We start from the raw sequence: 23732 nt of genomic DNA on the forward strand, positions 1-23732 counted from the left end.
GCAGGTGGAAGGCGGCCGTGCGAGCGGTCTCAGCGTGCGGTCTCGAACACGACGTGGCTGGGCCCGGGATGCGTCCTCAGCGCGCCGAGCGGCGCGAGATGCGCGGCGTACCGGCGTTCCAGGCTCGCGTGCACCACGGCGAGGAGCCGGCCCGCGCGGCCGCGCGCGACCAGGCTCGCCATGAACGCCCTGGTCTCGTCCGCGTCGAGGTGGGTCGGCACGTTGCAGACCGTCAGCGGGGTCGGTTCGGCGTCGGCGGGCTCGGCGCTGAGCAGCGGCGTCAGCTCGACCCCGGCGCGGCGGGCGTTCTCGCGGGCGAGCCAGAGGGCGATGGCGTCCACGTCCGTGCCGACCGCGGACCCGGCCACGCCGTTGGCGACCAGCCCGACGGCCAGCGCCCCGTACCCGACCCCGATGTCGGCGAGCCGCGACACCGGCGGGCCGTCGAGGGCGACCTGGAGCAGCAGGTCCGTGCCGTCGTCGACGCGCTCCGGCGAGAAGACCCCGTAGTCGGCGGAGAACGTCAGCTCGCGTGCGCCGACCCGGGCCGCGAACGACCGCGGCACGGGCGCGCCTTCGTCCTCGGCGTCCTCGGGACCGGTGCCGCGCAGGCGCACCAGACCGCCGCCGCCGCGTTCCTTCTCCAGCCGCCAGCCGGACTCGGCGAGCATCCGCTGGATCGAGGCGGGTCCCTGCCGCTTGGTCATCCACCAGGAGATCTCGGCGCCCGGTTCGGCGAGCCGGTGCACGGCGAGCCAGCCGAGCAGGCGCACCAGCGCCTTGCCCCGGTAGACGGGCAGCGTGATCTCGACCCGCGGCGCGCGCCGCGCGACCCCGTCGAGCGCGTCGAAGAGCGGGACCACCGGGCCGTCCTGAGCCCGCTCCCCGGCCGCCAGCGCGACGACGCCGGTGTTCCGCCCGGCGCCCTCCGGTGCCCGGCCGACGTGCCAGCAGTCGAGTTCCGCCACGGCGGGGTCCTTCCTCTCGGGCACCGCGATGGATGGGAGCACCGCCCGCGGCGGGGCCCCGGCCGCGACGGCGACCTGAAGTTTACGACGCCGCGGCGTCCCCGGACCGCCGGAGCCGCGAGGCCCCCGGGACGCGCCGGGACGTCCGCTCCGGACATGACCCGGTCCCATCAGTGACAACGACGCAAGGCAGGAGAAGAGGATGCTCTCAAGCGCATTGACCTACCAGCACGAGTTCGACAGGCGGGCGCGCGTGGCCTTGGCGGGCTGCGGCGGCCAGGCGTTCCGCAACATCTTGCCCAGCTTCCGCTACGCCCCCCTCGACCTGGTGGCGACCTGCGACCCCGTGCCCGGCCGCGCCGCCGACTACGCCAAGCTGTACGGCGCCGCCGACAGCTTCGACGACCTGGGAAAGATGCTCGCCTCGGTCGAGATCGACGCGGTGTTCCTGGCGACCGGGTACGACGAGAACTCCGCGCCCCGCCACCCCGACCAGGCGATCCAGGTCATGGAGTCCGGCCGGGACGTGTGGATGGAGAAGCCCGCCGCCGCCACCGCCCGCGACGTCGAGCGCATGCACGAGACCAGCGAGCGCACCGGCAGGCTCGCCGGGGTCGGCCTGATGAAGATGTTCTCCCCCGCCGTCACCCGGGTGCACGAGATCATCCAGAGGCCGGAGTTCGGCCGTCCGAGCAGCTTCTTCATCCGCGACCCCGAGGCGCTCCCCGCGCCCGGAAGCCGCGACGACGCCACGATGATGTGGCTGCTCGACCACCTGCCGCATCCCGCCTCGGTCGTCCACCGCCTGATGGGGCCGATCAGCCGGATCTCGGTGGAGCGCGCGCACAACGGCGCCGCGTTCCTGGTGATGAGCTTCACCTCCGGCGCGTCCGGGGTGTGGCACATGGCATGGGGCCAGTCCGAGCTGTCCAACATGGAGCGGATCGAGGTCGTCGGCGAGGGCGCCAACGTCGTCGTGGACAACAACTCGCGCGTCACCTACTACCGGCCGGGCCACCACGGCGACGGCAGCGGCGGGTACGGGCGGATCGGCGACTACACCTCGCCGCTGGACGAGGCGCCGCTGCACTGGGAGGTCAACCAGTACTCGGGGCAGCCCTACAACGCCAACGTCTTCGTCCAGGGCTACGCCCAGGAGATCAACTACTTCGCGCAGCGGCTCCTGGACCGCGCGCCGGTCCGGATCGGCGGGCTCGCCGACGCCTGGCACGTCGCGCGGCTGTTCGAGGCGGTCCGCGCCATCGGCGACGAGGCCGTCGACCTCCCCGAGGCGCCCGCCTGGGCCGCCGCGACCACGGCGGGAGCCGCGTCATGACCGCCGCCTCCTTCGGCGAGCTGTCCTGGAGCGACCTGGAGGCCCGGCTCGCCGTCGACTGCAGGGTCGTCCTGCCACTGGGCGCCACCGAGGAGCACGGCGAGCTGAGCCTCACCGCCGACACGAACTTCGTCGACCGGCTCACCGAGACCGCCTGCGAGCGCGCCGGCGTCGTCCGCGCGCCGGTCATGCCGTTCGGGTGCTCGGCCTTCGCCATCACCTTCCCCGGGACGATCTCGATGCGCACGGTGACGATGTCGCTGGTCATCACCGACATGATCGACAGCCTCTACCGGCAGGGCTTCCGGCGGCTGGTGTTCGTGACCGGCCACGGCGGCAACGAGGTCATCACCGGCATCCTGTCCGAGGCGGCCATCGACCGGCCCGGCCTCGCCACCTACTACGTCAACGGCTGGCGGGGCATGGCGGCCGGCATCGCCGAGTTCGAGGCGGCGCTCGGCCTGCCCGGCGCCGAGCACGCCGCCTGGCACGAGGCGTTCGACTTCAACGTCGTGAAGCCGTTCTCCGGCGAGGTCCACCAGCCGAGCGACAGCCCCGACTTCCCGCAGTTCCCGGTCAACCCGCGGACGGCCCGGCGGTACATGCCGTCGGGCGTGCAGGCCGGGCTGTCCCGCCACGACGACCCGACGATGATGAGCAAGCTGTTCGACGCCTGCGTCACCGACCTCGTGTCGACCCTGAACTCGCTGCCCGCCGCGCCTCCGGAGGACTAGGTGTCCGCTGCCATCCCCGACATCCACGACCTGTTCGCGACGCTGGCGGAGCACGAGGGCAAGTTCAACCGGTCGTTCAGCCTGGTGCCCAGCGAGAACCTGATCTCCCCGCTGACCCGGGCCGCCTTCCTCTCCGACTCCTTCAGCCGGTACTTCTTCGACGAGCACGAGGTGTTCGGCCGCTGGAACTTCCAGGGCGGGAGCATCGTCGGCCGGATCCAGAAGGAGATCGTGACGCCGCTGCTGCGCGACCTCGGGCGGGCGGCCCACGTGAACCTGCACGCCATCTCCGGGCTGAGCGGGATGACGCTCGCGCTCGCCGCGTACGGCGGCGACCCGGGAAACCGGGTCGTGACCGTGGCGGTCGCCAACGGTGGCCACCCCGACACCTCCTACGTCGCGCAGAAGCTCGGCTACGTCCCGCTGGACCTCCCCTTCGGCGACTACGACGAGATCGACCTCGACGCCCTCGCCGAACTGGTCCGCACGCGGCGGCCGAGCCTGGTCTACATCGACCACGCGACCGCCCTGCGCCCGCTGCCCCTGCACGACCTGGTGACGACCGTCCGCGAAGCCCAGACCGAGCCGGTGCACGTCCACATCGACTCCAGCCACGTCAACGGGCTGGTCTGGGGCGGCCAGCTGACCAACCCGCTCGCGGCCGGCGCGGACACCTACGGAGGCTCCACCCACAAGACGTTCCCCGGCCCGCACAAGGCCGTGCTGTTCACCGACTCCGAGGACACCGCCCTGCGGCTCACGCTCACCGGCGTGAACATGATCAGCCACCACCACCCGGCCTCCGTGGTGGCGCTCGGGATCAGCCTGCTGGAGTTCGCGCACCGCGGCGGCCGGGAGTACGCCGCGCGGACGATCGCGAACGCGCGGGCGTTCGCGGCGGCGCTCGCCGCGCGCGGCCTCGCCGTCCAGGGACGGCCGGACGAGGGCTATACCCGCACCCACCAGGTGTGGGTGAAGGCGCCCCCGGAGGTGAACCCCTACGAGGTCTGCGAGCGGCTGTTCGCGGCCGGGCTGATCGTCAACCCCTACAACCTGTTGCCGAGCCTCGGCGGGCCGGGCATCCGGATGGGCGTCAACGAGGCGACCAAGCTCGGCCTCGTCGAGGACGACATGGAGCGGCTCGCCGAGACGTTCGCCGCCGTGGTGCTGCGCGGCGAGCCGCCCGAGGCCCTGGCGGGCGAGGTCGCCGAGTTCCGCGCGGGCTTCACGCCCTCGTTCTGCTACCGGGACGACGAGATGCGGGTGGCGTGGAAGCGGTTCGCCGACACCCTGTCCGACGACAGGTCGCAGTACGTGGGGGGATCGGTGCATGACGCTCGATCATGAGGTGATCGGCGACGTGGCCGGGCTGCGCTCGGCCGGCCCGGCCTGGATCCGGCTGGCCGAGCGCCACGCCGTCACGCCCTTCCAGACCTACCAGTGGAACCTCGCGTGGTGGCGGTTCGTCGGCCGCCACCGTCCCGACCACCGGCCGCGGGTCCTGGTCTTCCGGCGCGACGGCGTGGTCTGCGCCGTCGCGCCGCTGATGGTGCGCGGCGGCGCGGGGGAGACCGAGCTGTGCATGCTGAGCGACCCCTACGCCGACTACCCCGACGTCCTGATCGACCCGGCGCGCGCGTCCCCGGCCGAGGTGTCCGGGCGCGTGCTGCGCTACGCGCGGGAGGGCCTCGGCCGCGAGTGGGACCGGGTGGCCCTGGCCGAACTGCCGTCCTGGCCGGGGCTCAGTGCCGCGCTGACGGCCGGCCGGCCCTGGACGACGACCACCGCGAGCCCCTGCTACCGGCTGGACCTGCGCGACCGCGACGCGGTCGCGAGAATCGAGCACGCCCGCCAGTACACCTACCGGCAGCGCCGCCTCGACCGGCTCGGCACGAGCGCCTTCCACCTGCACGTCGACGCGGCGGAGATCGCCGCCCGGATGCCCACGCTGATCGCGCTGCACCTGAGGCAGTGGGTGCACCGGGAGGACAGCGAGATCACCTTCGACGACGCCGACATGGTCCGGTTCTACACCGGCGCGGTGTCCTGGCTCGCCGACGCCGGGCTGCTCATGCTCGCCGACCTGACCCTGGACGGACGCTCGATCGCCTTCCACCTCGGCTTCACCTACCGCGACACCTTCTGGGCCTACCGGACGACGTACGACGCGGAGTTCCGCAGGCTCTCGCCGGGACACCTGATGAACCGGCGGCTCATCATCGGCCTGCGCGCCGCGGGGTTCCACACGCTCGATCTCATGCGCGGGGAGACGCCCTACAAGCTCGACTACGCGACGCACAAGGCGGAGAACACGACGATCAGCCTCCCCTGAGTTCTGAGCATCCGCGCGCCCCACGAAAGGTGACCGACATGCGCATCGTCAAGTTCATGCACGCGAAGCTGGACGTGAAGGACCTGCCGGCGTCCGAGGAGTTCTACCGCGACAGGCTGGGGCTGCGCGAGATCGCGCGCTACCCGCTCCAGCGCGGCGCCATCGTCCAGTACGCCCCGGAGGGCAGCACGGCCGGGGTGGAACTGTGGTTCGAGTCGGGGCGGCGCCTCGCCCCGCCGACGGAGCTCCACTTCGCCTTCCAGGTGGACGACGTCGACGCCTGGGTGGACGCGCTGCGGGCCCAGGGCGTGGCCATCGACCGCGAGCCGTTCGAGGAGCCCGGCGAGCGGATCGCCTTCGTCCGCGACCCCGACGGCTACCTCATCGAGCTGAACCAGCCGCTCGTCCCGTCCCCGCTCGTCCCCTCAACGGCGCGCGACGCGCGGGGACGGTAGGACCATGGCGGCGATCGGTGTCTTCTGCGGCGCGTCACGCACGCTGGACGGCGCATGGCTGGAACTCGCCCGGGACTTCGGCACCGAGCTGGCCAAGCGGGGACACGTCCTCGTGACGGGCGGCGGCAGGGTCGGCCTCATGGGCACCGTGGCCCAGGGCGCGCGGGCGGCGGGCGGGCACACGGTCGGCGTGATCCCCCGCGGGCTCGTCGACCTGGAGGTCGCCGACCACGACTCCGACGAACTCAGGATCACCCGGGGAATGGCCGAGCGGAAGACCGCCATCATCGACCGATCCGACGCGTTCGTCATTCTCCCCGGCGGGCTGGGAACCCTTGACGAGCTGTTCGAGATCTGGACGACCGGCTCGCTCGGAATGCATGGAAAGCCCATCGTGATCGTCGATGTCGACGGTTTCTACACGGGCCTGATCGAATGGATCCGGGGACTCACCGGGCCCGGCTTCGTCCGTCCGGAGGCCGCCGGCATCGTCACCGTGGTCGGCTCGGGCCGGGAGGCCCTGGACGTGCTGGAGCGGTGACCGGGACGCCGTGGCACCCCTCCGGTCGGAGAGGAGGGCCGCGGCGGCGTGCCGGACACCGATCATATGTAGCCCTCGCGCAGCGCGTAGGCCACGGCGTGCGCGCGGTTCCGCAGGTGCAGCCGGGTGGTGATCCCGTGCAGCACGCTCTTGACGGTCCGCTCGGAGTACGACACCGTCTTGGCGATCTCACTGGTGTTCAGTCCCTCGGCCACCAGCCGCAGCACGGCGACCTCGCGCGGCGCGAGGCGCGGGAACGCGGCGCGCGGCGGCGCGCCCTGCCGCAGGCCGATGTGCTGGATCAGCCGGCCCAGCAGGTCGGGGGGCATGTCCCCGTCCCCGCGCGAGGCGGCCAGGACGGCCTGGAGCAGCCGTCCCTCGGTGGCCTCGTGGCGCCAGACGATGGCCACGACACCGGACTCGATCACCTCCGCGAGCTCGGCCTCGCGCAGGGCGTCCACGACGAGCACGACGTGCACGTCCCCCGCCCTGGTGAACTGGCGGACCTGCGGGAGCACGGGATCGTCCAGGGTCCCGGCCACGACGACCACGACCGCGGGGGGCGCGCTGTTCGCCGCGTTGACGATCTCCACTTCGGGCAGCCGGCGCAGCTGGCTCATCGCCCCGGCCATGGAGATCGGGTCCGAGGCGTGCACATGGACTCTGACGGGTGCCGTGTTCTGTGCGGAGTAATAGGACGTCGACAACTTTTCATCCTGCCTTTTTCGTCGGTGAGCGAAGGCCCACCGGGCGCGAACATCGGAAGCCTGGCAGCGAAAGGGCTACGCCACGACGGTGGCGGGAAGCCGATGAGAACACACGTGAGCACACACTCTGATCGGCAGGCTGAGAAGCGGCCGGAGCGCCATCCTGATCGCTTCCGTATCGCCGAGTCCCCTCAACTCGCCGATTCCCAAGAATTCCCTATAAGAGAGTTGCCATTGGCCGCCCAGGGGGCTCGTCGCGAGAATTCTCCCGCCCGATGTCGCGGGCGGGACCGCGCTGGACCGATCCAGCGCGGCGTCCGGTCACATGCCGTCCGGGCTCGCGGTCGGCTCGATCCGGTGCCCTGGCATCACGACATCGGCGGCCCTGGTGCCGGCGCGGCGCACCGGCCGCCGGGCGGGCACGGCGGCGCGCGGCCGCGACGGACATGGCCACCGCCGCGCGGCCGGGACCGGTCGGCCGACGGTGTGCGCGCGTCCTGCCGTCACCGTATGAGCGACAAGGCGGGTTGGTCACGGGGCTCCCCAAGCCGTGTATCACGATGCCGTTTATCACTTGACCGATCACTTGGCATGATCGTGGGTTTGTTCGTTTTCTTCTGTGCTTACGTTGGATTGTGTCCAACGTCAAGACATGGCCGGTTTTGGCTGAGCGATAAGAGGGTTTTGGTCTAAAAGGAGAAGTGCTGCGGCACGGGTCCGCCGGAGGACGACGCACGCGGGCGGGCGAGTCCAAGGGATGAAAGAGAAGTCCAGGTCAATGCGCCCAAGGCCCGATCCGCACGGGGCGGCCCCGCAGATCACCCCTCCTCGGCGCCCCCGCTTCTCGTTCGCTCTCAATGGGTGGTTTGTGTCAGAAAGGCGGGATAACACCGGCTTTCACTACAAAACCGACCGACCATGTCGGATAAGGATGAAAGCTGCCCACGGCGCGCGGGCGAATATGTGGGTTCCTGTGTATTACCGGCAAAGTCCAGCAGAAGCCCGGTAGTTGTCCCGGTCACGAGCTCATGGTCGGCACCGACCACCTCGGCCACTTCGCCCTGCCCGCCTCCGGACCGCCACCCACGCCCTCAGTGACCGAAAACCCGACCCCCCACGCCGATAACCGCAGATCGGAAGACCTCGGCGTGCCCACCGACCATGCGTCCGGATCCGGCCTGTTCCTGGAGACAGCGGTCATTCGGACGTCTGAGAGAGCGTCCGATCACCGAGACGGCCGAACTGCTGAGACGGCTCCGCGGCGAGCGCGGGAGATGATGCGCCGGCACGAGGGACGCCGACGGGACGCGCGACCTCCCGGTCGTGGGCGGGTGCTGACGGCCGCTGACGCGTGCCACACCGGACTTCGCGCGGTGCGACCGATGTGCGTCAGAGTGGGGCGAGGCGGGCCTTGAGCAGGCAGAACTCGTTGCCTTCGGGGTCGGCCAGGACATGCCACTGCTCGTCGCCCGTCTGGCCGATGTCGGCGAAGCGAGCACCGAGCGCGAGAAGGCGTTCGAGCTCGGCGGCCTGATCGCGGTCGGTGGGGTTGACGTCGATGTGGAGCCGTGATTTCCCCTTCTCCGGCTCCTCCCTGCTGCTGAGAATGATCGTCGGCTGCGCCCCGCCGAACCCTTCGCGCGGCCCGATCTCCACCGTGCCGTCGTCCTCGCGAGCGAGCACGACGAAGTCCAGGACCTCGCACCAGAACCGCGACAGCACCTCAGGGTCGCGACAACCCAGCACGAGCTCACTGATACGACATGCCATTGACGAAACCCACTCTCAGCCTGGGAGCCGCAGGGGGGAGACAACACGCGAACCTCATGCCCCCAGCTGCGAAAACAGTTCACAACCTTACTGGATGGGGCCATCCCGCCGAGCCTTGCCCGACAGGCCTCCGGAAGGCGGAACCTCACCGAAGAAGCCCCAAGGGCCCGTGGCGGGTCACCGGGGAGCGCCCGGCCACGGGCCCATCCATTCCCATGGATTGCGAGCCGCCTATCAGTGATCGCGGCGCGACCCATGCCGCAGAAGCGGATCAGGCACGACGACGACGCCCCCGCTGATAAGCCCGGGGGATGAACTTGGCGCCGATCGGACGCCGTAGCGGAAGGGCGTATCCGACCCGGCGCCGCCTCTCGCTCCAGCCGACCCTCTGCGGGATGAGCCGCTCTGGACGCAGCGGCACCGGGGCCTCGAAGGCGACCTCCACCCGGACCGGCCAATCATCGCCCGACAACGCCGACGACGCGTCCAGCCGCCAGGCCGCCCCCTTCCTGACCAGCGTGAAGTGGCTGCGCCGAGCGAGCGGCCCGAACGCCACCGGTTCCGACTCGCCACCGCCCGACTTCACTGGCGGCACCCCGCTCCGGCGAACGGCCCAGGGCAGCACGGTATGAGGTTGTGAAGACATGATCCCTCTTTGCCTGACACGAGGCCGATCGCGCGGCCTCGAACGCTGTACGACCGGGGCCGAAGACGGGCAGCCCGGCAGAGCCGACAGGACGTCGGCTCAGAGATGAGCGGAAGAAGTGTCAGAACCGAAGAGCAGGCGGGATCACGGTTTCTCCTCTGTCTTCACTGCGACGGACCACGGCCAACCTACCGAAACACGAAACAAGGCCTCAACAGATTTCCGCACTGGGAACGGTCGGCGGACACCTAGAGCCAGAACCAAACCGATGCCCGCCCCACCAGGCCGAAGACCCCCGGCGCAACTCCACGAGCACCCCGCCCACGCCGCATCGTCCGCGCACCCTCTCGTCCCCACCACCCATCGACGAACGACAGCAGGGAGTTCGGCAAGGCGGACGTACACAAGCCTACGCGTGCCCACTAGAGCACCAGCGATCCACTGAGGAGTGCGCCCGCAAAAATAACATCGCAGATATGGGGAAGCGCTCGCCTCCGCCAGCCGGATACAAGTTACGTAAGGCAAAACAAAACCCCTCAAGGCGCGCTCTGCGGGCTACTCTTAACGAGATGACAGACAAGACGCGAGCGGAACTGGCCCAGAGCCTTCAGAAGCGGATCGACTGGCTGCTCGACCCCCAGTCGGCCGCTCAACGCAACGACGCCGACGTCATGCGAGCAGTTCTGCACGTCTACGCGGGGCTGGCCCGCTGGGGTGCCGCCGACGTCACCACAGGGCAGGCGCTTCGCGAGCAGATGCGCGGGGCGGCGATCGGTGAGTTCCTGCGAGGAGACCGCGCACAGGCCGTCCTGTCAGCCTATGCGGGCGAGGGCGAGAACTATGCCCAGCGGGGCCGCCTTGATGGCTATCTCAATGCATGCCAACACAGGACGGCTATTCAGGCACTACAAGACGACTTCGCTGCGGTTCTCGCTATCTCGGCCCCCCTCGCACTCGAATCCGTAGGTGACTTCGATGACCTGCTATGCGAGGTCGCGGACGATGCCACACCAGTTCACCGCGGCCAGATTCCCTCGTGGGCTCCCAGTACTCACTGGTGGTGGTGGAAGCCGGACAACATCACGGTAAGTATGCGAGAATATCGTGCACGCCTCTACGTTGGAGAACTCGAAGAATACGAAGGTTCCCAACCCGGTTCCGCCGACTGGCTGAGATGCGAAGACAACAAATGCTGGTGCTTCACCGCACCGCCCTAAACCCTCTCCGCAGGAGGCAGCCCTTCAAAGCAAAATCCGTCTGATCCTGCCTTGGCCGACGCTCGTCACGCCATGTCGGTGCGTTGGCCCGGTCACCCATCCCCGGAGAGGACGGGGTGTGGGCTCTAGGCCGGCCGAGACGCTTGTGGCAGCAGAAGCCCGGCGAGGGCGCGCACGTCGGAGAGCAGGTCTGCCGGCGGCTGGTCCAGGTCGAGGGTGTGCTGGTGGATGGCGATGCCGGTGTGCCGGACGCGGTGGACGGCGTGCGGTGCGCTCCCTTTCGCGTAGATGAGGTGGCCGTCCGAGAGGCGGAGGGCGGTGCAGTAGGCGAGCATCTGGTACAGGTCCGCGTCGGGGAAGCCCTCGGGTTTCTCGGCCTTGTACTTGGCGTCGGCTACAGCGTGCGGGGTGCCGTCATCGGTGTAGTGAACGAAGTCGGGCACGATTCGGATCGCGTGGGACTCGTCCAGGTGGTGGGTGGCTTGGAGCACGCAGTGGCCGCTGCTCGCGCTGAGCGCCTCGCGTAGGGCGACCGTGATGAAGTCCTCGAAGACGCGCGCCATGTCGAACAGGAAGCCGCTGACGGTGGTGTCTCCGGGCCGATGTTCGACGGAGGCGCCGCGCAGGACGAGCTCGGCGAGGCGCACCGCAGGCTGATACCGGGCGTTCAAGCGCGTGGGCGACCACACCGGCGTTTCCTGGCCCCGTCCGAGCGCGGTGACGTCGGCCAGCCGGACACGCAGCCTCAACAGGCCGCCGCGCAGGTCCCTCGAAATCCCCGGCAGACGGAGGAGCCGTTCGGTGGCCGTCCGCAGGAGCCGATTCTCTGCGATGTCCGTCGTGTACTCGTCGTGGACGATCTCGACGGCGGGGAACTCACCGTGATGCCGCCGGATCTGGTCGGCCTCTCGCAGCCGCCCGCGCATGACCAGGGACGTCTCCTCGGTCGTGCGATACCCCTGAAGAAGCCCTTGGCGCAGAGCCCGGTCAGCTTGCCGCTCGAAAAGACGCGCGAGTGCGGGCAGGATTTCGTGTTCCGAGCCGAGCGCCACATCGTCGTCCCGCCAGCCCTTGGCGTCGAGTGCATAGCCGAGCAAGAAGAGCAGGCGGCGGATCGGTACTTTCGGTGTGATCCGGATGGTGAGCGTCTCGCCGCCGGATGCTGTCACGGCCACGACACCGACCTTGCCCGCGGCCCTCAGCCGCCACAGTCCGGGAACGTCCGGTTCGGGCGTGGCCTCGACCACGCGGGAGGCGGCCAGGGCTCGGCCGAGCGTTCCGGACAAGGGCAGCGACCGCGCCGCCCCATATTCGGTGAGCGTGACGTCCGTCATGCCGGAGGCGGCGCGATCGCGTCGCGCAGGGACGCCAGGCCGTACCGCTGCTCGACCTTCACGTCCTCGCCGTAGTGGTACTCCTCCAGCAAAGGAAGGATCTTGGTGCGCCAGGTGCGCTCCATCCCGCCGTCGCGGTACACGCCCGCTTTCATCAGGTAGGACGGCCCGACCTGGAAGTCGGGGTCGGAGATCCGGCGGTTCAGCTCGTCCAGCAGGTCGGCGGGCTCGGTGCCGCGCTCCTCGGCGGCGAGCCAGCGGCGCAGCAACCCTCGGGTCGGTTCGGTGCGCGGGGACAGTTCGACGAACGCGAACCGGCGGCGCATCGCGGCGTCCACGAGGGCGATGGACCGGTCGGCGGTGTTCATGGTGCCGATGACGAACAGGTTGGGCGGCAGCGCGAAGTCGTCGCCGGAGTAGGTCAGCCGCACCGACCGGTTGCGGTACTCCAGCAGGAAGTACAACTCGCCGAACACCTTCGCCAGATTGGCCCGGTTGATCTCGTCGATGATCAAGAAATGCGGGATGTGCCGGTTGCCCTCGCTGGAAGCGAGGTCGGCGAGTTCCCGCAGTGGGCCGGCCGTCAGCCGGAACGCGACCTGCCGGGTCTCCGGATCCTCCTGCGGCCGGAATCCCTCGAAGAAGTCCTCGTAGGCGTAGGACGGGTGGAACTGCACCAGCTTGACCCGCTCAGGCCCGCCGCCGAGGAACTCCGCCAGCTCCTGCGCGAGATAGGTCTTGCCGGTGCCGGGCGGCCCATAGAAGATGAGCTGCCGTTCGTCCGCCAGCAAATCGCGCACCTCGCGCAACCATGCCGCGTCGTGAACGAGCAATTCCTGCGCGAATTCTTCGCTCGGCTCCGGGAGTTCCACTTTCCGGCGGGCGGTGATCACGGCGATCTCGTCGCTCGTACCGCCGGAGGTGTCGCCTGCTTCGTCGGCGAGCTCCTCATCGCTGCGGCCCAGCCCATCGACGAGTGCCTGGACGGTGGTGAGGTCGGCGACGTCATGCTGGACCGAGAGCTTCTGCTGAAGCCCCTCGGGAAGGTCGTCGTACGGGTAGCCGGTAGCCTGCCAGTCCACCGGCCGCCGCAGAATCGACCGGCCGTCTTCCAGGACTTCCCGCTCTGCCACCCCGGTGATCTCACCGACGTACAGCTTGCCGCCGGACGGGGCGCAGACACCGTCGCCCGGCTTCATGATGGACAAGAAGGCGTTGAGGTCCTCCACCAGCCCCTTCCGCTGGCTGTAGGACGCAGTCGACTCGTAGTCCTCCTCCACGATTCGCCGTAGAGCATCCTTGCTCATCTCCGGTCGGACGCCGTCGCGCCGCAGCCGTGTCGCCGCCAGGCTCACCAGCCCTTCCGGCAGCCACATCGTCTGGACGAGATCAGCTCCCGCTGCGTTCGACCCCCGGACCAGCCATGTGCGCGGTGCCCCCCACGCCGGCTGAGGGATGAAGTCCCCGAGCGGATGGCCATCCTGGGTCTTCCAGGACCTGTATCCACTGGCGTTGTCGCCTATGACGATCGAGGCGGCGGCCGACGGGGAATTGCAGACAATGTCCTCAACCGCCTCCAGCCAGCCCGGCCACTGCTCCGATGGGACGAGCACGCCCTCGCCGATCCACTGCTCACGGAGTACATAGGAGGATGGCTTACGCGCGGCGAACGACGGCACGCAGTCGGCGCGGGCGAGAGAACCGGCGAGCACCATGAATTTCTGTGCACCGTTCGTCCCCCGCTCAGTCAAGAGCCGCCCACGCGCCAATGGACCGCCGTTCGGCAAACGGAGTTGGAACTCGGGATACTCATCGGCCATCGGCTTCCCTCGTCTTACGCGCAGGCAGTGGACAGGCGCCGCCAACCTAACACCGGCCACCGACGTAAACGCGGCATTTGCTTTAAGAGGTCGTCACAGAATCAGCGGACGAGGCGTCGCCGGCAGATGATGCTCCGTGCCCACAGCAGGCGACGGCATTTGTCATGGTCATAGCCGCGGTCGGCCAGCAGGCACGCCGGTCTTCGGCGCGGTCGTCCCACCCGGCCTCGGATGGGCGGCACCTGATCCAGCAGCGGAACGAGTTGAGTGACGTCATTGCGGTTCCCGCCGGTCAGCGTGCTTCGTGGCCGGTGGCCTGCTGGTCGGCCCGGCCGGGCAGGCTTCGATGTAGCTTGGGTCCAAGGCTGGATGACGAGTCGCAAGGCGGGATGGCGATGCCGCGCATGCGGAATGTCGTGCGCAACCGCAGGCGCCTGGAGGCATTCGTGGTCGGTGGCGCCGCTGTTGGGTTGTCGGCGATCGCGGCAGCGGTCGTCTCGCTGGCTATCGGGCAGGGCCATTCCAAGGTCTGGACGGCTCTCGTGGTGCTGGTCACGGTACCGGTCACTGTTGTCGTCGCGCTGATCGTCTTCGTTCGGCTGGTATTGGATCGACCTCAGAGCAAGCATTATGACGTCGACCGTGAAGAGGTCGTGCGATTCTGGACAGAGGAGCGACAGCGCCGTGCTTGGCCAATGTGACATAGGACGTATCGGCCGGACATCACTTGCTGCCTTTTACCTACGTTTTCTGCCACAGGAGTCGATGAGCGGCCTCCGGTGCCGACGCACGAGCCACCAGGCAAAAGGGGGGGCGTTCCTGGATATGGCGCCGACCGCGCCGCCTGGTCGCCGGAGAACTGGCCGACGGTCGGATGCGGGGCACGGGAACATACCGGGTCGTGCTCCCAGACGGGCAAGGACTCCCCAGCGGCGCGCTTGTCATCGGACGCGGGTCTGACCTGCACGTCCTCACCGACGGGGATTGGTATCGGCTCGAACTCGGCGACGTCCCGGCCGAATCATGACGTCGTCCGATGGGACGAGCAACCATGGACGGGTCATTCGGTCGAGGACCGTAGGTAGGACATGAGGGACTTGCCGCGTGGGGAGAGGCAGTAACCGGTCTCCAGGCTTTCGGTGAGGCCGAGGGCCTTGAGGCGGCGGACGTCGGCCTTGAATGGGAGCTTGTCGCGGTTGAGGCGTTCGGCCAGGTCCAGGGCGCGCAGGCCGGGGTGTTCCTCGATGAGGCGGAGGACCTCGCGGGTCCACGGGGCGCGGCGGCTGCGGGTGTCGATGGCGTCCAGGGCGGTTTTGAGTTCGGCCAGTTCCTTCTCGGTCAGGTCGGCGTTCCCGGCGAGTTCCGATCGGGGGTCGGGGCCGCCCAGGTGGAGCATGACGCGGTGGTAGCCGCCCTCCTTGGTGCTCTTGGACAGGGCGGTGAGCAGAGCCGCGCGGTCTTTGAAACCCGCACGGAGGGCGTCCTCCTCGGTGATCTCTTCAGGGGTGACGGCCGTGACCGAGTCGATGACGATGATTCCCGCCCAGGTGCGCTGGGTGCTCCCCGCATGGACCCGGGGCTCGGCCCACACCCGGAACACCCGGTCGATCCGCCCGCCCGCGATCCCTTCCAGGACCTCTCGCCTGAACAGCATCGTTCCTCCCGGGTGCTACGCCTCTCCTTCTGCACCTTCATGCAGGGCATTCACATGCTAGGCGAGTCGCAGAAGGCCGCCCGAACAGGAACGACAACCCGGACGACTACCTCGACCGGTCGGTCGACGAACTCCACGACGGGGGCACAGCGCCGCCAAGGACTACCCACGGAACGCAGACGTGACGCCGCCACGGCACCTCGTGCTATCCGGGCCAACAAAACGGACGTCTGGAACGCGACAGGGACTTCGTCCGAGATCTTGGACGAAGTCCCTGGTCGAGTGGCGGAGGATCGGGGATTTGAACCCCGGATGGGCGGTAAACCCAAACCGCATTAGCAGTGCGGCGCCATAGACCGGACTAGGCGAATCCTCCAGGAGCCATCGGGCTCAGGACAGGTTACCGGTTCGGCGCGCCAACCGGCAAAGCCTGACCCGGGACCTTGAGCATAGTCGCAATCGGCGGCGTCCGCTCCCGGGGCCGCGGGAGCGCTCACCGGAGGATCAGCCGCCCAGCCGGAAGCCGGTGTACCCGCAGGCCTTGCCGAGCTCGTTGCCGTGCTGCTGCATCTGGGTGAAGTTGGGCGTGCCGCCGGACAGGTTGCCGGTGCTCAGCCGGCGCAGCGTGGACGCGGTGTCGTCCAGGTCGCCCGCGAACTTGGTCGCCGCCGTCTCGACGTCGCCGCCCGCGCTCTGACCCTCACTACGGATCTTGGACGCCGCGTCCGAGAACTTCTGCGCGTTCGCCGCCGCACCGCCGCCCGGCGTCACCGCGGCACCACCGGACGCGATGTTGCGCAGCTCGGACTCGATGTTCTTGCAGGCGGTCTTCTTCTTCCCTCCGGTGATGGAGTCGAGCGGCCCGCAGGCCGTGGAAGCGAGCATCACGCCACCGATGGCGAGGACGCCGACCAGCTTGGTGGCAGACATGCGCATGGGGGTTTCTCCTTCAGGGGGGTTTTGGGACGTCGGACGGGGTAGACCGCACTGGTCACTTCCGTCTCGATGACCCCTTTGACCCCACCCGTACACGAACGGTTCCGTGACCCAGGTCACACTTCCGTTTGAGCGCCCGGCGCGATCGATTCGCGGTGAGGTCCCGGGAGCCGGTACAGTGTTCCCCGGCAGCAGGCACCCGTAGCTCAACGGATAGAGCATCTGACTACGGATCAGAAGGTTAGGGGTTCGAATCCCTTCGGGTGCACACCAGTTCAAAGGCCCCTTCCAATCATGGAAGGGGCCTTTTGATATTGGCCATGGGAGCCACGTTGGGAGCCACGGTCACTGATCACGCTCTGAAGAGCGCCCCGCTCATGGCCTCCGCCGCCGCTCGCTTGTCGTCCACGAGCAGGACACCCCCGCTCCAGCCACCAGGGGCCGGCTTCAGCCCCGGATGCTGCGTCGGGGGTCACGCACCAGACCCGCCGCTTCCAGTGCGGCCGTGATCTCGGCGGCGCGAAGCCCGCCGATTTGGCGGACCTCTCCGAGCCGTCCCGCCTTGACCAGGTCGGCCAGATCCCCGACGGTCGGAGCGCGATTGAGTCCGCGCCAATGGTTCAGCAGCGGCCGGAGCGCGTGTTGCGACAGGCCGAGATCCTCGATCGGGCTGTCGAGGGTCACCGCGTGTCCGCCGTGCCATTGACCTTTGCCGCTCACTCGCACATCGGCCCCTCCGACACCGTGGAGGGGGACGGGTGAACCTCGGGGACGCGTCCGATCCCGCCCAGCACCGGGACGGAGGGGAGCGGCCCCCGTTGCACCGGCCAATGCCGCACCGGCACCACCCCAGGAGCAACCGGCTCCAGCCGCCCGAACAGTCATGATCTGCTCGTGGGTGCGCAGCACCACCGGTGCGCCCGCACGCCCAGACACCGCCTCCACCTGCGCCACCGTGTCAGCGTCCGCACCTGTCCGGGACAGATGCGACAGGGCCACCACCGAGCCCGGCGCCATCCGTTCGGTGAAGGCCGCCACGACACCGGCCGGGTTGTCGGCGTCGCCGAGCAGATGCAGCACCGCGACCAGGAGCACCGCGACGGGCTTGTCCCAGTCGACCCGCCGGCTTAGAGCACCGATCAGCTCATCCACCCGCCGCACATCACCCTCAACGATCGGCATCCCGCCCAGCCACGCATGGTCGTGAGCCAGGACCACCGGATCGATGTCGACACCCACTACCCGCGCCCCAGGGTGGATCTGCCGCGCGAGCCGATGCGCAGTCGGCTCGGTCGGGATGCCCGTGCCGAGGTCCACGAACTGTGTGATCCCCGCAGTCGCCGCCCAGGCCACCGCCCGATGCATGAACGCACGGCTCTCCCTAGTGCGCTGACCACGAACGTTCACCGGGTGAGTGGGTAGCCCTCCGTTGTGAGTCGTGGTGGTTCGTTCTGGGTGTGGGTCAGGCGAACCAGCTGTTGTGGGCGGCGCTCAAGCTGTCTGGCGGCGGGTCTGGGAGCAGATGGAAGAACTTCCATGCGTACCCGTAGGGATCGAGGCATTCGAGGTACCGCTCGCCCCACGGTGCATCGACTGGGTCGGTGGTGACCTTGCATCCGGCCGAGCGGCAATACTCTGCTGTCGCGTCGACGTTGTCCACCTCGATGCCAATGACGACGCCGAGGCCCCGCGGACCCGTTTTCGTCATGCGTTCGCGGTCGCTGTCAGGAAACGGCATGCCGACCAGAGCGTCGATCAGCAGTTGAAGGCCGCCGTGCCTGAGGATCGCCATGACAGGCCAGCCGTCGGGATTGGATATCAATCCTGTCTGCTCAAATCCGAGTCCCCGGTAGAACGTGGCCGCCTCGGTCACATCCAGGACGCGAAGTCCTAGCCGGAAGGAAGCCTCATCGGTCATCGTGCCTCCGTTCGGGTGCCGCCTCGCCCGGACAGGATGCATCAGTGCGGGGAGCGGTGGCCAGTGCGGGGTCGGACTGCCGCAGCCGCTGACCTTCGTGATCACTCCGCCGCCGCGCCCCGAACCGGCTCTATCGAGACTGAGGCCGACAAGCCCCGCCATCACGGACGCCGACCGGCGTGTCACCAACCCGGCGAACGCATGTGGTCACCGCACTAGCCGCCTGCGGAATCGACGGCGCAGCCTCCCGCACCCCCACCGCAGCCAGCCGGTCAACCACACGGTTGTCCGTGCCACCCAGGAAGAAGTCATACACACGAGCAGGCGAAGGCCTGTACGGTCCCGCGCTGTCCGGGATCGGTCCACCGTCTAGAGCAGACGCCATCACGCCCCGCCCTCCGGCACGAGCAGCGTGGCCAGCCTCAACGCCGCTCGCTCCGGATCCTCCACCCGCGCCAGCACGGACCCGCCCGGAGCCAGACGGAACCACCACTCACCATTGATCCGCTCGCACTCCACATCCACCGACCGCACCGGCTTGGACTCCGTCACCACGTTCAGCACCAACGGCCCGCCACCACGCGACACCAGCCCGCACGCCAACCCCCGCACCCGATGCGCGATCACCGCATCCAACGCCGTCAGATGCAACTGCGCACCCGCCACGCGCCCGAGCCCGGCACCCAGGACGCCATCAACCGAGTTCGGGCTGGTGCCCGCCGTGTCGGTCATCACCGGTCACCCGCCCACGCCACACTGGCCGAGGAGCCGCCGGCCGCGCCGCGCGAGCGCCACAGATGAGCCCCGGCCGCATCCATCAGCCGCAGCAACTCCTCAGCCGACGCCGCGTCCAGCACCACCGGAGCCGACGCCGAGAACGCACAGAACGCCGTCAACGTCCGCCGCCACGGCGACCACATCACCACCCACCCCGGCCGCGCCACCTCCACCCGCCGCGCCACCTCGGCGCAACGACGATCGGACGCATGCACCGGGGATGGACGCGGGGTCGGTGATGCGGGGACATGACCAGTAACCATCCCGCCCGCTCTGGCCGGGGGAACCAGCCGGGCATCGGCCACCCACACCACACCACCGACCCCGCCGATCACGCCGCCCGCCCCGCCCGCTCAGGCGAGCAACCCGCACACGGCACACGCCGAGGCCCCGGCACCACCGCACCCGGCACACCCACCAACAACGCTCGGCGCGCATGGACGAACTTCCAGCCCCAACCACCGCAGAACCGGTAGGGGAGCTGGTCAGAAGCCTGCTGCTGAGTCATGTCGTCCAAGATCTGCCAGATCAGGCCGCAGTTCCATTCCCAGGCGATATCCCGTCACGGGATATACGCTCAGCGATGACGTCCGAACGCGGAGGGAGACGCGATGCCGGGACGGGCCTCAGACCCGATCGTCATCCCGGATTCCCTGTGGCAGCGCCCGCAGATGATCGAAGCCTTAGGCGCACGAGACATTCGCTCGGTCTTCCACCTGCTGCACCAGTACGCCGGGGCCAGTCAGACCCAGATCGGTATCGCATGCGGCATGGCGCAGGGCAAGGTCAGCGAGACCATGAAGGACGGGGGACGCAAGGTCGTCACCCTGGAGGTCTTCGAGCGCATCGCCGACGGCCTCCAGATGCCCGACACCGCCCGGATGAACCTCGGTCTAGCCCCCCGGACACTGCCGCCACCTGCGGTCAACGCCACTGCCATCACATCAAGGGATGAGCCCGCGGGCTTGGTTCCCTCCGCTCTCGTGGGTTCCCTGGACGTAGATCCCGACGTCCAGGAAGGGGACCCCTTGCGCCGCAGGACGTTCCACAAGCTCGCCGGGGCGAGTGTGTTCAGCGCCATCCTCGCCGATCTCCCCACCGACGGCGCACCACTCGAAGGCGTCGAGGCATTCGCCGCCGCACTCTCCGGGTACCCCGGCATCGGCACCCAGCCCAGCCCCACCGCCCTCAGCATGACCCGGCTGAGCACCGCAGTAGCCACGGCCAAGCGGACCTACCAAGACTGCCAGTACTCCACCGTCATCAACTCTCTGCCGCAACTGCTGGCCGACCTGCGCAACGCATGCAGCACCCACGAAGCGGACTCCCGGCGCCACGCCGAAGCCCTGTCCGCCGAGGCTCACCACGTCGCCGCGAGCATCCTGCTCAAACTCGGCCAAGAAGGTCTGGCCTGGGTCGCCGCCGACCGCAGCATGCAGGCAGCACACAACAGCCAGGACCTCACCATCATCGGCTCCAGCGCCCGCATCATCACCCACGCGCTGATGAACGACGGACACCACGGCGCAGCCACCCAGACAGCCACCACCTACGCCGAACGCATCGACCGCGACGTCGATCAGCGGACACCCGAGTACCTCTCGGTCTACGGCGCGCTGCTCCTACGCGGCGCAGTGGCCGCCGGCCAACGCACCGACCGCCACACCGCCGCCACCCTCTTGGACGAAGCCCAGAACGCTGGCCACGAGCTAGGCGGCGACTTCAACCACCGATGGACCGCGTTCGGCCCCACCAACGTCCAACTCCACCGCGTCAACATCGCCCTTCAACTCGGCGACGCCGGAACCGCCATCCAGCAAGCCCGCGGCATCGACCTCAACGCCATCCCCTTGACCGAGCGCAGGGCAACGTTCCTCCTGGACACCTCCCGCGCGCTTACCCAATGGGGCAAGCACGACAAGGCATACGACGTCCTCCGCGTCGCCCACCAGTTGGCCCCCGAAGAGATCTCGGCCCGCCCCGCCGTTCACGCGATGCTCCGCGACCTGATGGCCACAGCACCGCCCAGCATCAAGCGGCAGCTCAGGGAGTTCACGACCGAGATCGGAGTGCGCCTGTGACCGAACCCGACCATCGCCGCGTCCTCTACGCCATCGTCTGCGCAGCAGGCCCCGCCGCCCAGGTCGGGAAACTCGTCACCCTCGCCCACCAGCGGGACTGGGACGTCCAGATCATCGCCACGCCCTCAGCCCTGGACTTCATCGACGTCCAAGCCCTCGAAGACCAGACCGGCCGCCCCGTCCGCAGCCAGTACCGCAAGCCAAGCGAGCCCCGCTCCCCGAGAGCAGACGCCATCATCGTCGCCCCGGCCACCTACAACACCCTCAACAAATGGGCCGCTGGCATCAGCGACACCTACGCCCTCGGCATCCTCGCCGAAGCCCCAGGACTGGGCATCCCGATCGTCGCCCTCCCCTTCATCAACACCGCCCTAGCAGCCCGAACCGCCCTCCAACACAGCATCGACACCCTCCGCGCAGAAGGCGTCCGCGTCCTCTACGGCCCAGGTGAGTTCGAACCCCACCCCCCAGGCACCGGCGGCACCCGCCTGGACACCTATCCCTGGCCACTGACTCTCGACAAGATCGACCAACTCACGAGACAAGCCCACCGACCCCAGTAAGAACCCCCTACTGCTGTGCCTGCTGTCGAGATCGGTCGTGATCGTTTCAGTGACACGCCGGGGTCTCGTGCACCACCGGGGGCTCGCTGCAATCGCACTCCATGTACGCTCGCCCACAAGGCATCCAGCCAGGGGCTTTACCCTGGGGTCCTCATCTCCCCTAAGAGGGTTCGCAACGATCAGGGGTCATCGGCCCGGCCCTCCGAGTAGCCTGTCCTCATCTCCCCTAAGAGGGTTCGCAACCCGGCGATCACGCCGAGCCCGTGCCGTGTGGGCGTCCAGTCCTCATCTCCCCTACGAGGGTTCGCAACACGCGACAGGCGATGTCTTCCTCACGCGGGTACTAACGGCGGACTTGGACGAGAGCGGACTCCAGGGACGCACGGCAGGACTCCCTATCAACGAGCGGACGAGTCTGGATCTTGCTCGGGAGGCGCATAAACAGAGACTCGGCGTTGCCGAATTGGGCTGTTTTGGATCAAGGGGCGGCGGCGCTCAGGCCGCTGCGGGCCCTGCGCCTGGCCGCCCGGAGCGTGCGGCGTGGGCGCCGGTGACCGGGCGGCCGCGCCGGGCCGCGCATCATGCCGCGTCCGCCAGCCCGCTGCGGGTGCCGCGCCGCCGCTATCTCGGCCAGTAATTCCCATGGAAGTGGGCGGTCCCGTGCTCGTACGTCCAGGCTGCGCTACGCCTTTGGTCCTTCCAGATCTCTGACGCCTCGTGCGCGCCGACGACCCAGGCACGCAGTACGGGTAGCGCCTCCGCTCGAAGGAGCGACCGTGCTTCGGCGCGTTCGACTGCGGTCACGACCAGGTCTACGTCGATCGATATCCCCTTGTACTCGGGTCGCACGTTTGGACCGGCAGGCGTCCACTCGGCCAGGATGCGGCCGCCGGACCGATTGGGCTGTGCGGGGAGGTAGAACTCAGTCTCTCGCACAAGCCTGTAGTCCTCACCCAGCGTTTCCTTGATGTCGGAAAGCGTCACCGACCAGGACATGCCGCGAGGAAGACGACGATTGCGGGAGGGCATGCAAGCATGATCTCTCTTGGCAGGTGAACGTTCTAGCGGTTATCCAAGCGGCGCCAAGGAGTCGAAAGCCGTCCATCGACGAACACCGGGCCATGGCCGCTGCCAAGCGCAGCCGTCAGGGTTGATGCGGAGCATCGGTTGAGCGTGCGCTACTGGGGAGCCCCGTGGTTCTCCAGACCCCTCCTGGTCCCGGAGGGCACTTCCGCGCGAATCCGTCTGTCACGGGTTGCGCGCCGTTCGCCCGGAAGCACCCTCCGACTCGGTCCGTTCGCTGGTTGCGGAGTGCAGCAGGACCGCGGATGGGAAGCGGAGATATGCCTGTAACCGTTGCCGAGGTGTGGCAAATGGGTTGGGCAAAGAACAGCCACCCCGCAGGATGAGGCCCATGCGGATTCGACAGGCAGTGCAAGGGGACGCGCCAGCGATCGCGAGTATCTACGTGGAGTCCTGGCAGGCCGCTTTCGCCGACGTCATCCCACCGGGGTACCTCGCTGCCATGGACCCCCGCAGCGAAGAACCAGGGTGGCGCGCCATGTTCACCAACGCGCGATGGCCGACAAGCGGAGCACTTATCGCCGAGACTGATCGCGCCCCCGTCGCTTTCGCCGGCTTCGGTCCTGCTGATGATGCCCCGAAGGTTGCGGAGGTGGCCACCTTCTACGCCCTGCCCGAGGTATGGGGTAAGGGCGTTGGCAGGCGATTGATGGACGCCTTGTTGCAAACGCTCGAAGGGGGCGTGGGCGTTGGAAGGTCGGGGTGAACCGCCGCTGCGGCTTCCTGGGTGTCCAGGTCGGCTGACTAATCAGGGTTAATTAGTGTTGGCGGGGGTGGTGTTGAGGGTGAGGCCGGTGGTGGTCAGGCAACCGTCGATCACGTCGGGGTGGTGCTGGATCACCTTGAGGCGGTGCTTGATC

General features: G+C 68.6%; 25 protein-coding genes, 2 tRNA genes and 2 pseudogenes. 12 read left to right on the plus strand and 17 right to left on the minus strand.

Annotated features, from left to right (window positions below):
- Positions 1-29: 29 nt before the first annotated feature.
- Positions 30-992, minus strand: a complete 963-nt coding sequence (locus tag E1291_RS13035) for a methyltransferase (RefSeq protein WP_131738035.1) — start codon at positions 990-992, stop codon at positions 30-32.
- A gap of 178 nt (positions 993-1170) precedes the next feature.
- Between E1291_RS13035 and E1291_RS13040 the strand changes: the two genes are divergently transcribed.
- Genes E1291_RS13040 through E1291_RS13065 form a run of 6 tightly spaced genes read left to right on the plus strand, consistent with a single transcriptional unit; the run spans position 1171 to position 6366 of the window.
- A complete protein-coding gene (locus tag E1291_RS13040) occupies positions 1171-2304 on the plus strand; it encodes a Gfo/Idh/MocA family protein (protein WP_131738036.1) in 1134 nt (377 codons plus the stop codon).
- The gene (locus tag E1291_RS13045; RefSeq protein ID WP_131738037.1) at positions 2301-3038 is read left to right on the plus strand and encodes a creatininase family protein; all 738 of its coding nucleotides are present in this window, start codon (positions 2301-2303) and stop codon (positions 3036-3038) included. The genes E1291_RS13040 and E1291_RS13045 overlap by 4 nt, the downstream gene beginning before the upstream one ends.
- A complete protein-coding gene (locus E1291_RS13050; RefSeq protein ID WP_131738038.1) occupies positions 3039-4385 on the plus strand; it encodes a PLP-dependent aminotransferase family protein in 1347 nt (448 codons plus the stop codon).
- Positions 4369-5370 (plus strand): GNAT family N-acetyltransferase, encoded by a 1002-nt coding sequence (locus E1291_RS13055; protein ID WP_131738039.1) that lies wholly within the window; start codon positions 4369-4371, stop codon positions 5368-5370. The genes E1291_RS13050 and E1291_RS13055 overlap by 17 nt, the downstream gene beginning before the upstream one ends.
- Positions 5371-5408: 38 nt before the next feature.
- Entirely contained in the window at positions 5409-5825 is a 417-nt protein-coding gene (locus tag E1291_RS13060; protein WP_131738040.1) for a VOC family protein, read from the plus strand.
- A 4-nt stretch (positions 5826-5829) separates the two neighbouring features.
- Positions 5830-6366, plus strand: a complete 537-nt coding sequence (locus tag E1291_RS13065) for an LOG family protein (protein WP_131738041.1) — start codon at positions 5830-5832, stop codon at positions 6364-6366.
- A gap of 62 nt (positions 6367-6428) precedes the next feature.
- On the opposite strand, the gene E1291_RS13070 is transcribed toward E1291_RS13065, so the two are convergent.
- From E1291_RS13070 to E1291_RS13080, 3 genes are all read right to left on the minus strand, one after another.
- Entirely contained in the window at positions 6429-7073 is a 645-nt protein-coding gene (locus E1291_RS13070; RefSeq protein ID WP_242614118.1) for a helix-turn-helix transcriptional regulator, read from the minus strand.
- A 1389-nt stretch (positions 7074-8462) separates the two neighbouring features.
- Positions 8463-8843, minus strand: coding sequence for a VOC family protein (locus E1291_RS13075; RefSeq protein WP_131738042.1), 381 nt, complete (start codon positions 8841-8843; stop codon positions 8463-8465).
- Positions 8844-9114: 271 nt separating this feature from the next.
- Entirely contained in the window at positions 9115-9429 is a 315-nt protein-coding gene (locus tag E1291_RS13080) for a hypothetical protein (RefSeq protein WP_242614119.1), read from the minus strand.
- A 629-nt stretch (positions 9430-10058) separates the two neighbouring features.
- On the opposite strand from E1291_RS13080, the gene E1291_RS13085 reads away from it, so the two are divergent.
- The gene (locus tag E1291_RS13085) at positions 10059-10706 is read left to right on the plus strand and encodes a hypothetical protein (protein WP_131738044.1); all 648 of its coding nucleotides are present in this window, start codon (positions 10059-10061) and stop codon (positions 10704-10706) included.
- 125 nt (positions 10707-10831) lie between these two features.
- Here the strand turns inward: E1291_RS13085 and E1291_RS13090 are convergent, their stop codons facing one another.
- The 4 genes and pseudogenes from E1291_RS13090 to E1291_RS13100 all read right to left on the minus strand — a co-directional run.
- Positions 10832-12040, minus strand: coding sequence for an McrC family protein (locus E1291_RS13090; RefSeq protein ID WP_131738045.1), 1209 nt, complete (start codon positions 12038-12040; stop codon positions 10832-10834).
- Positions 12037-13416: an McrB family protein gene (locus E1291_RS13095; protein WP_242614120.1), complete on the minus strand. Its 1380-nt coding sequence runs from the start codon at positions 13414-13416 to the stop codon at positions 12037-12039. The genes E1291_RS13090 and E1291_RS13095 overlap by 4 nt, the downstream gene beginning before the upstream one ends.
- Before the next feature lie 96 nt (positions 13417-13512).
- Positions 13513-13860, minus strand: a pseudogene (locus E1291_RS45080) (DUF4357 domain-containing protein); the annotation flags it as partial.
- 119 nt (positions 13861-13979) lie between these two features.
- Positions 13980-14159 (minus strand): annotated as a pseudogene (locus E1291_RS13100) (transposase); the annotation flags it as partial.
- 90 nt (positions 14160-14249) lie between these two features.
- Between E1291_RS13100 and E1291_RS13105 the strand changes: the two are divergent.
- Positions 14250-14561 carry a hypothetical protein gene (locus E1291_RS13105; protein ID WP_131738047.1) on the plus strand — a complete coding sequence of 104 codons (312 nt, stop codon included), beginning with the start codon at positions 14250-14252 and terminating at the stop codon, positions 14559-14561.
- A 359-nt stretch (positions 14562-14920) separates the two neighbouring features.
- Here E1291_RS13105 and E1291_RS13110 read toward each other — a convergent pair whose 3' ends face one another.
- From E1291_RS13110 to E1291_RS13120, 3 genes are all read right to left on the minus strand, one after another.
- Positions 14921-15514: an ASCH domain-containing protein gene (locus tag E1291_RS13110; protein ID WP_131738048.1), complete on the minus strand. Its 594-nt coding sequence runs from the start codon at positions 15512-15514 to the stop codon at positions 14921-14923.
- A 283-nt stretch (positions 15515-15797) separates the two neighbouring features.
- Positions 15798-15890: transfer RNA gene (locus tag E1291_RS13115), tRNA-Ser, on the minus strand.
- 128 nt (positions 15891-16018) lie between these two features.
- Entirely contained in the window at positions 16019-16450 is a 432-nt protein-coding gene (locus E1291_RS13120; protein ID WP_131738049.1) for a hypothetical protein, read from the minus strand.
- A gap of 195 nt (positions 16451-16645) precedes the next feature.
- Here E1291_RS13120 and E1291_RS13125 point away from each other — a divergent pair.
- Positions 16646-16718 (plus strand) — tRNA-Arg (locus E1291_RS13125).
- Between the two features lie 179 nt (positions 16719-16897).
- On the opposite strand, the gene E1291_RS13130 is transcribed toward E1291_RS13125, so the two are convergent.
- The 5 genes from E1291_RS13130 to E1291_RS13150 all read right to left on the minus strand — a co-directional run bounded on the left by E1291_RS13130 (position 16898) and on the right by E1291_RS13150 (position 19318).
- Positions 16898-17857: an SAM-dependent methyltransferase gene (locus E1291_RS13130; RefSeq protein ID WP_278045255.1), complete on the minus strand. Its 960-nt coding sequence runs from the start codon at positions 17855-17857 to the stop codon at positions 16898-16900.
- Positions 17858-17912: 55 nt separating this feature from the next.
- Positions 17913-18368, minus strand: coding sequence for a VOC family protein (locus E1291_RS13135; protein WP_131738051.1), 456 nt, complete (start codon positions 18366-18368; stop codon positions 17913-17915).
- Positions 18369-18498: 130 nt separating this feature from the next.
- Positions 18499-18753 (minus strand): SAM-dependent methyltransferase, encoded by a 255-nt coding sequence (locus tag E1291_RS13140; RefSeq protein ID WP_131738059.1) that lies wholly within the window; start codon positions 18751-18753, stop codon positions 18499-18501.
- Positions 18753-19100, minus strand: coding sequence for a hypothetical protein (locus tag E1291_RS13145; RefSeq protein ID WP_131738052.1), 348 nt, complete (start codon positions 19098-19100; stop codon positions 18753-18755). The genes E1291_RS13140 and E1291_RS13145 overlap by 1 nt, the downstream gene beginning before the upstream one ends.
- Positions 19100-19318: a hypothetical protein gene (locus tag E1291_RS13150; RefSeq protein ID WP_131738053.1), complete on the minus strand. Its 219-nt coding sequence runs from the start codon at positions 19316-19318 to the stop codon at positions 19100-19102. Before E1291_RS13150 ends, E1291_RS13145 begins: the two co-directional genes overlap by 1 nt.
- Before the next feature lie 438 nt (positions 19319-19756).
- On the opposite strand from E1291_RS13150, the gene E1291_RS13155 reads away from it, so the two are divergent.
- Positions 19757-21226, plus strand: a complete 1470-nt coding sequence (locus E1291_RS13155) for an XRE family transcriptional regulator (protein ID WP_242614121.1) — start codon at positions 19757-19759, stop codon at positions 21224-21226.
- Positions 21223-21789, plus strand: a complete 567-nt coding sequence (locus E1291_RS13160; RefSeq protein WP_131738054.1) for a flavoprotein — start codon at positions 21223-21225, stop codon at positions 21787-21789. The genes E1291_RS13155 and E1291_RS13160 overlap by 4 nt, the downstream gene beginning before the upstream one ends.
- 621 nt (positions 21790-22410) lie before the next feature.
- Here the strand turns inward: E1291_RS13160 and E1291_RS13165 are convergent.
- A complete protein-coding gene (locus E1291_RS13165) occupies positions 22411-22785 on the minus strand; it encodes a hypothetical protein (protein ID WP_131738055.1) in 375 nt (124 codons plus the stop codon).
- Between the two features lie 529 nt (positions 22786-23314).
- On the opposite strand from E1291_RS13165, the gene E1291_RS41940 reads away from it, so the two are divergent.
- Positions 23315-23578, plus strand: a complete 264-nt coding sequence (locus E1291_RS41940) for a GNAT family N-acetyltransferase (protein ID WP_278045256.1) — start codon at positions 23315-23317, stop codon at positions 23576-23578.
- Positions 23579-23732: the final 154 nt, after the last annotated feature.

It is taken from the genome of Actinomadura roseirufa (assembly GCF_900659635.1).
GTDB classification, from domain to species: Bacteria; Actinomycetota; Actinomycetes; order Streptosporangiales; family Streptosporangiaceae; genus Spirillospora; species Spirillospora roseirufa.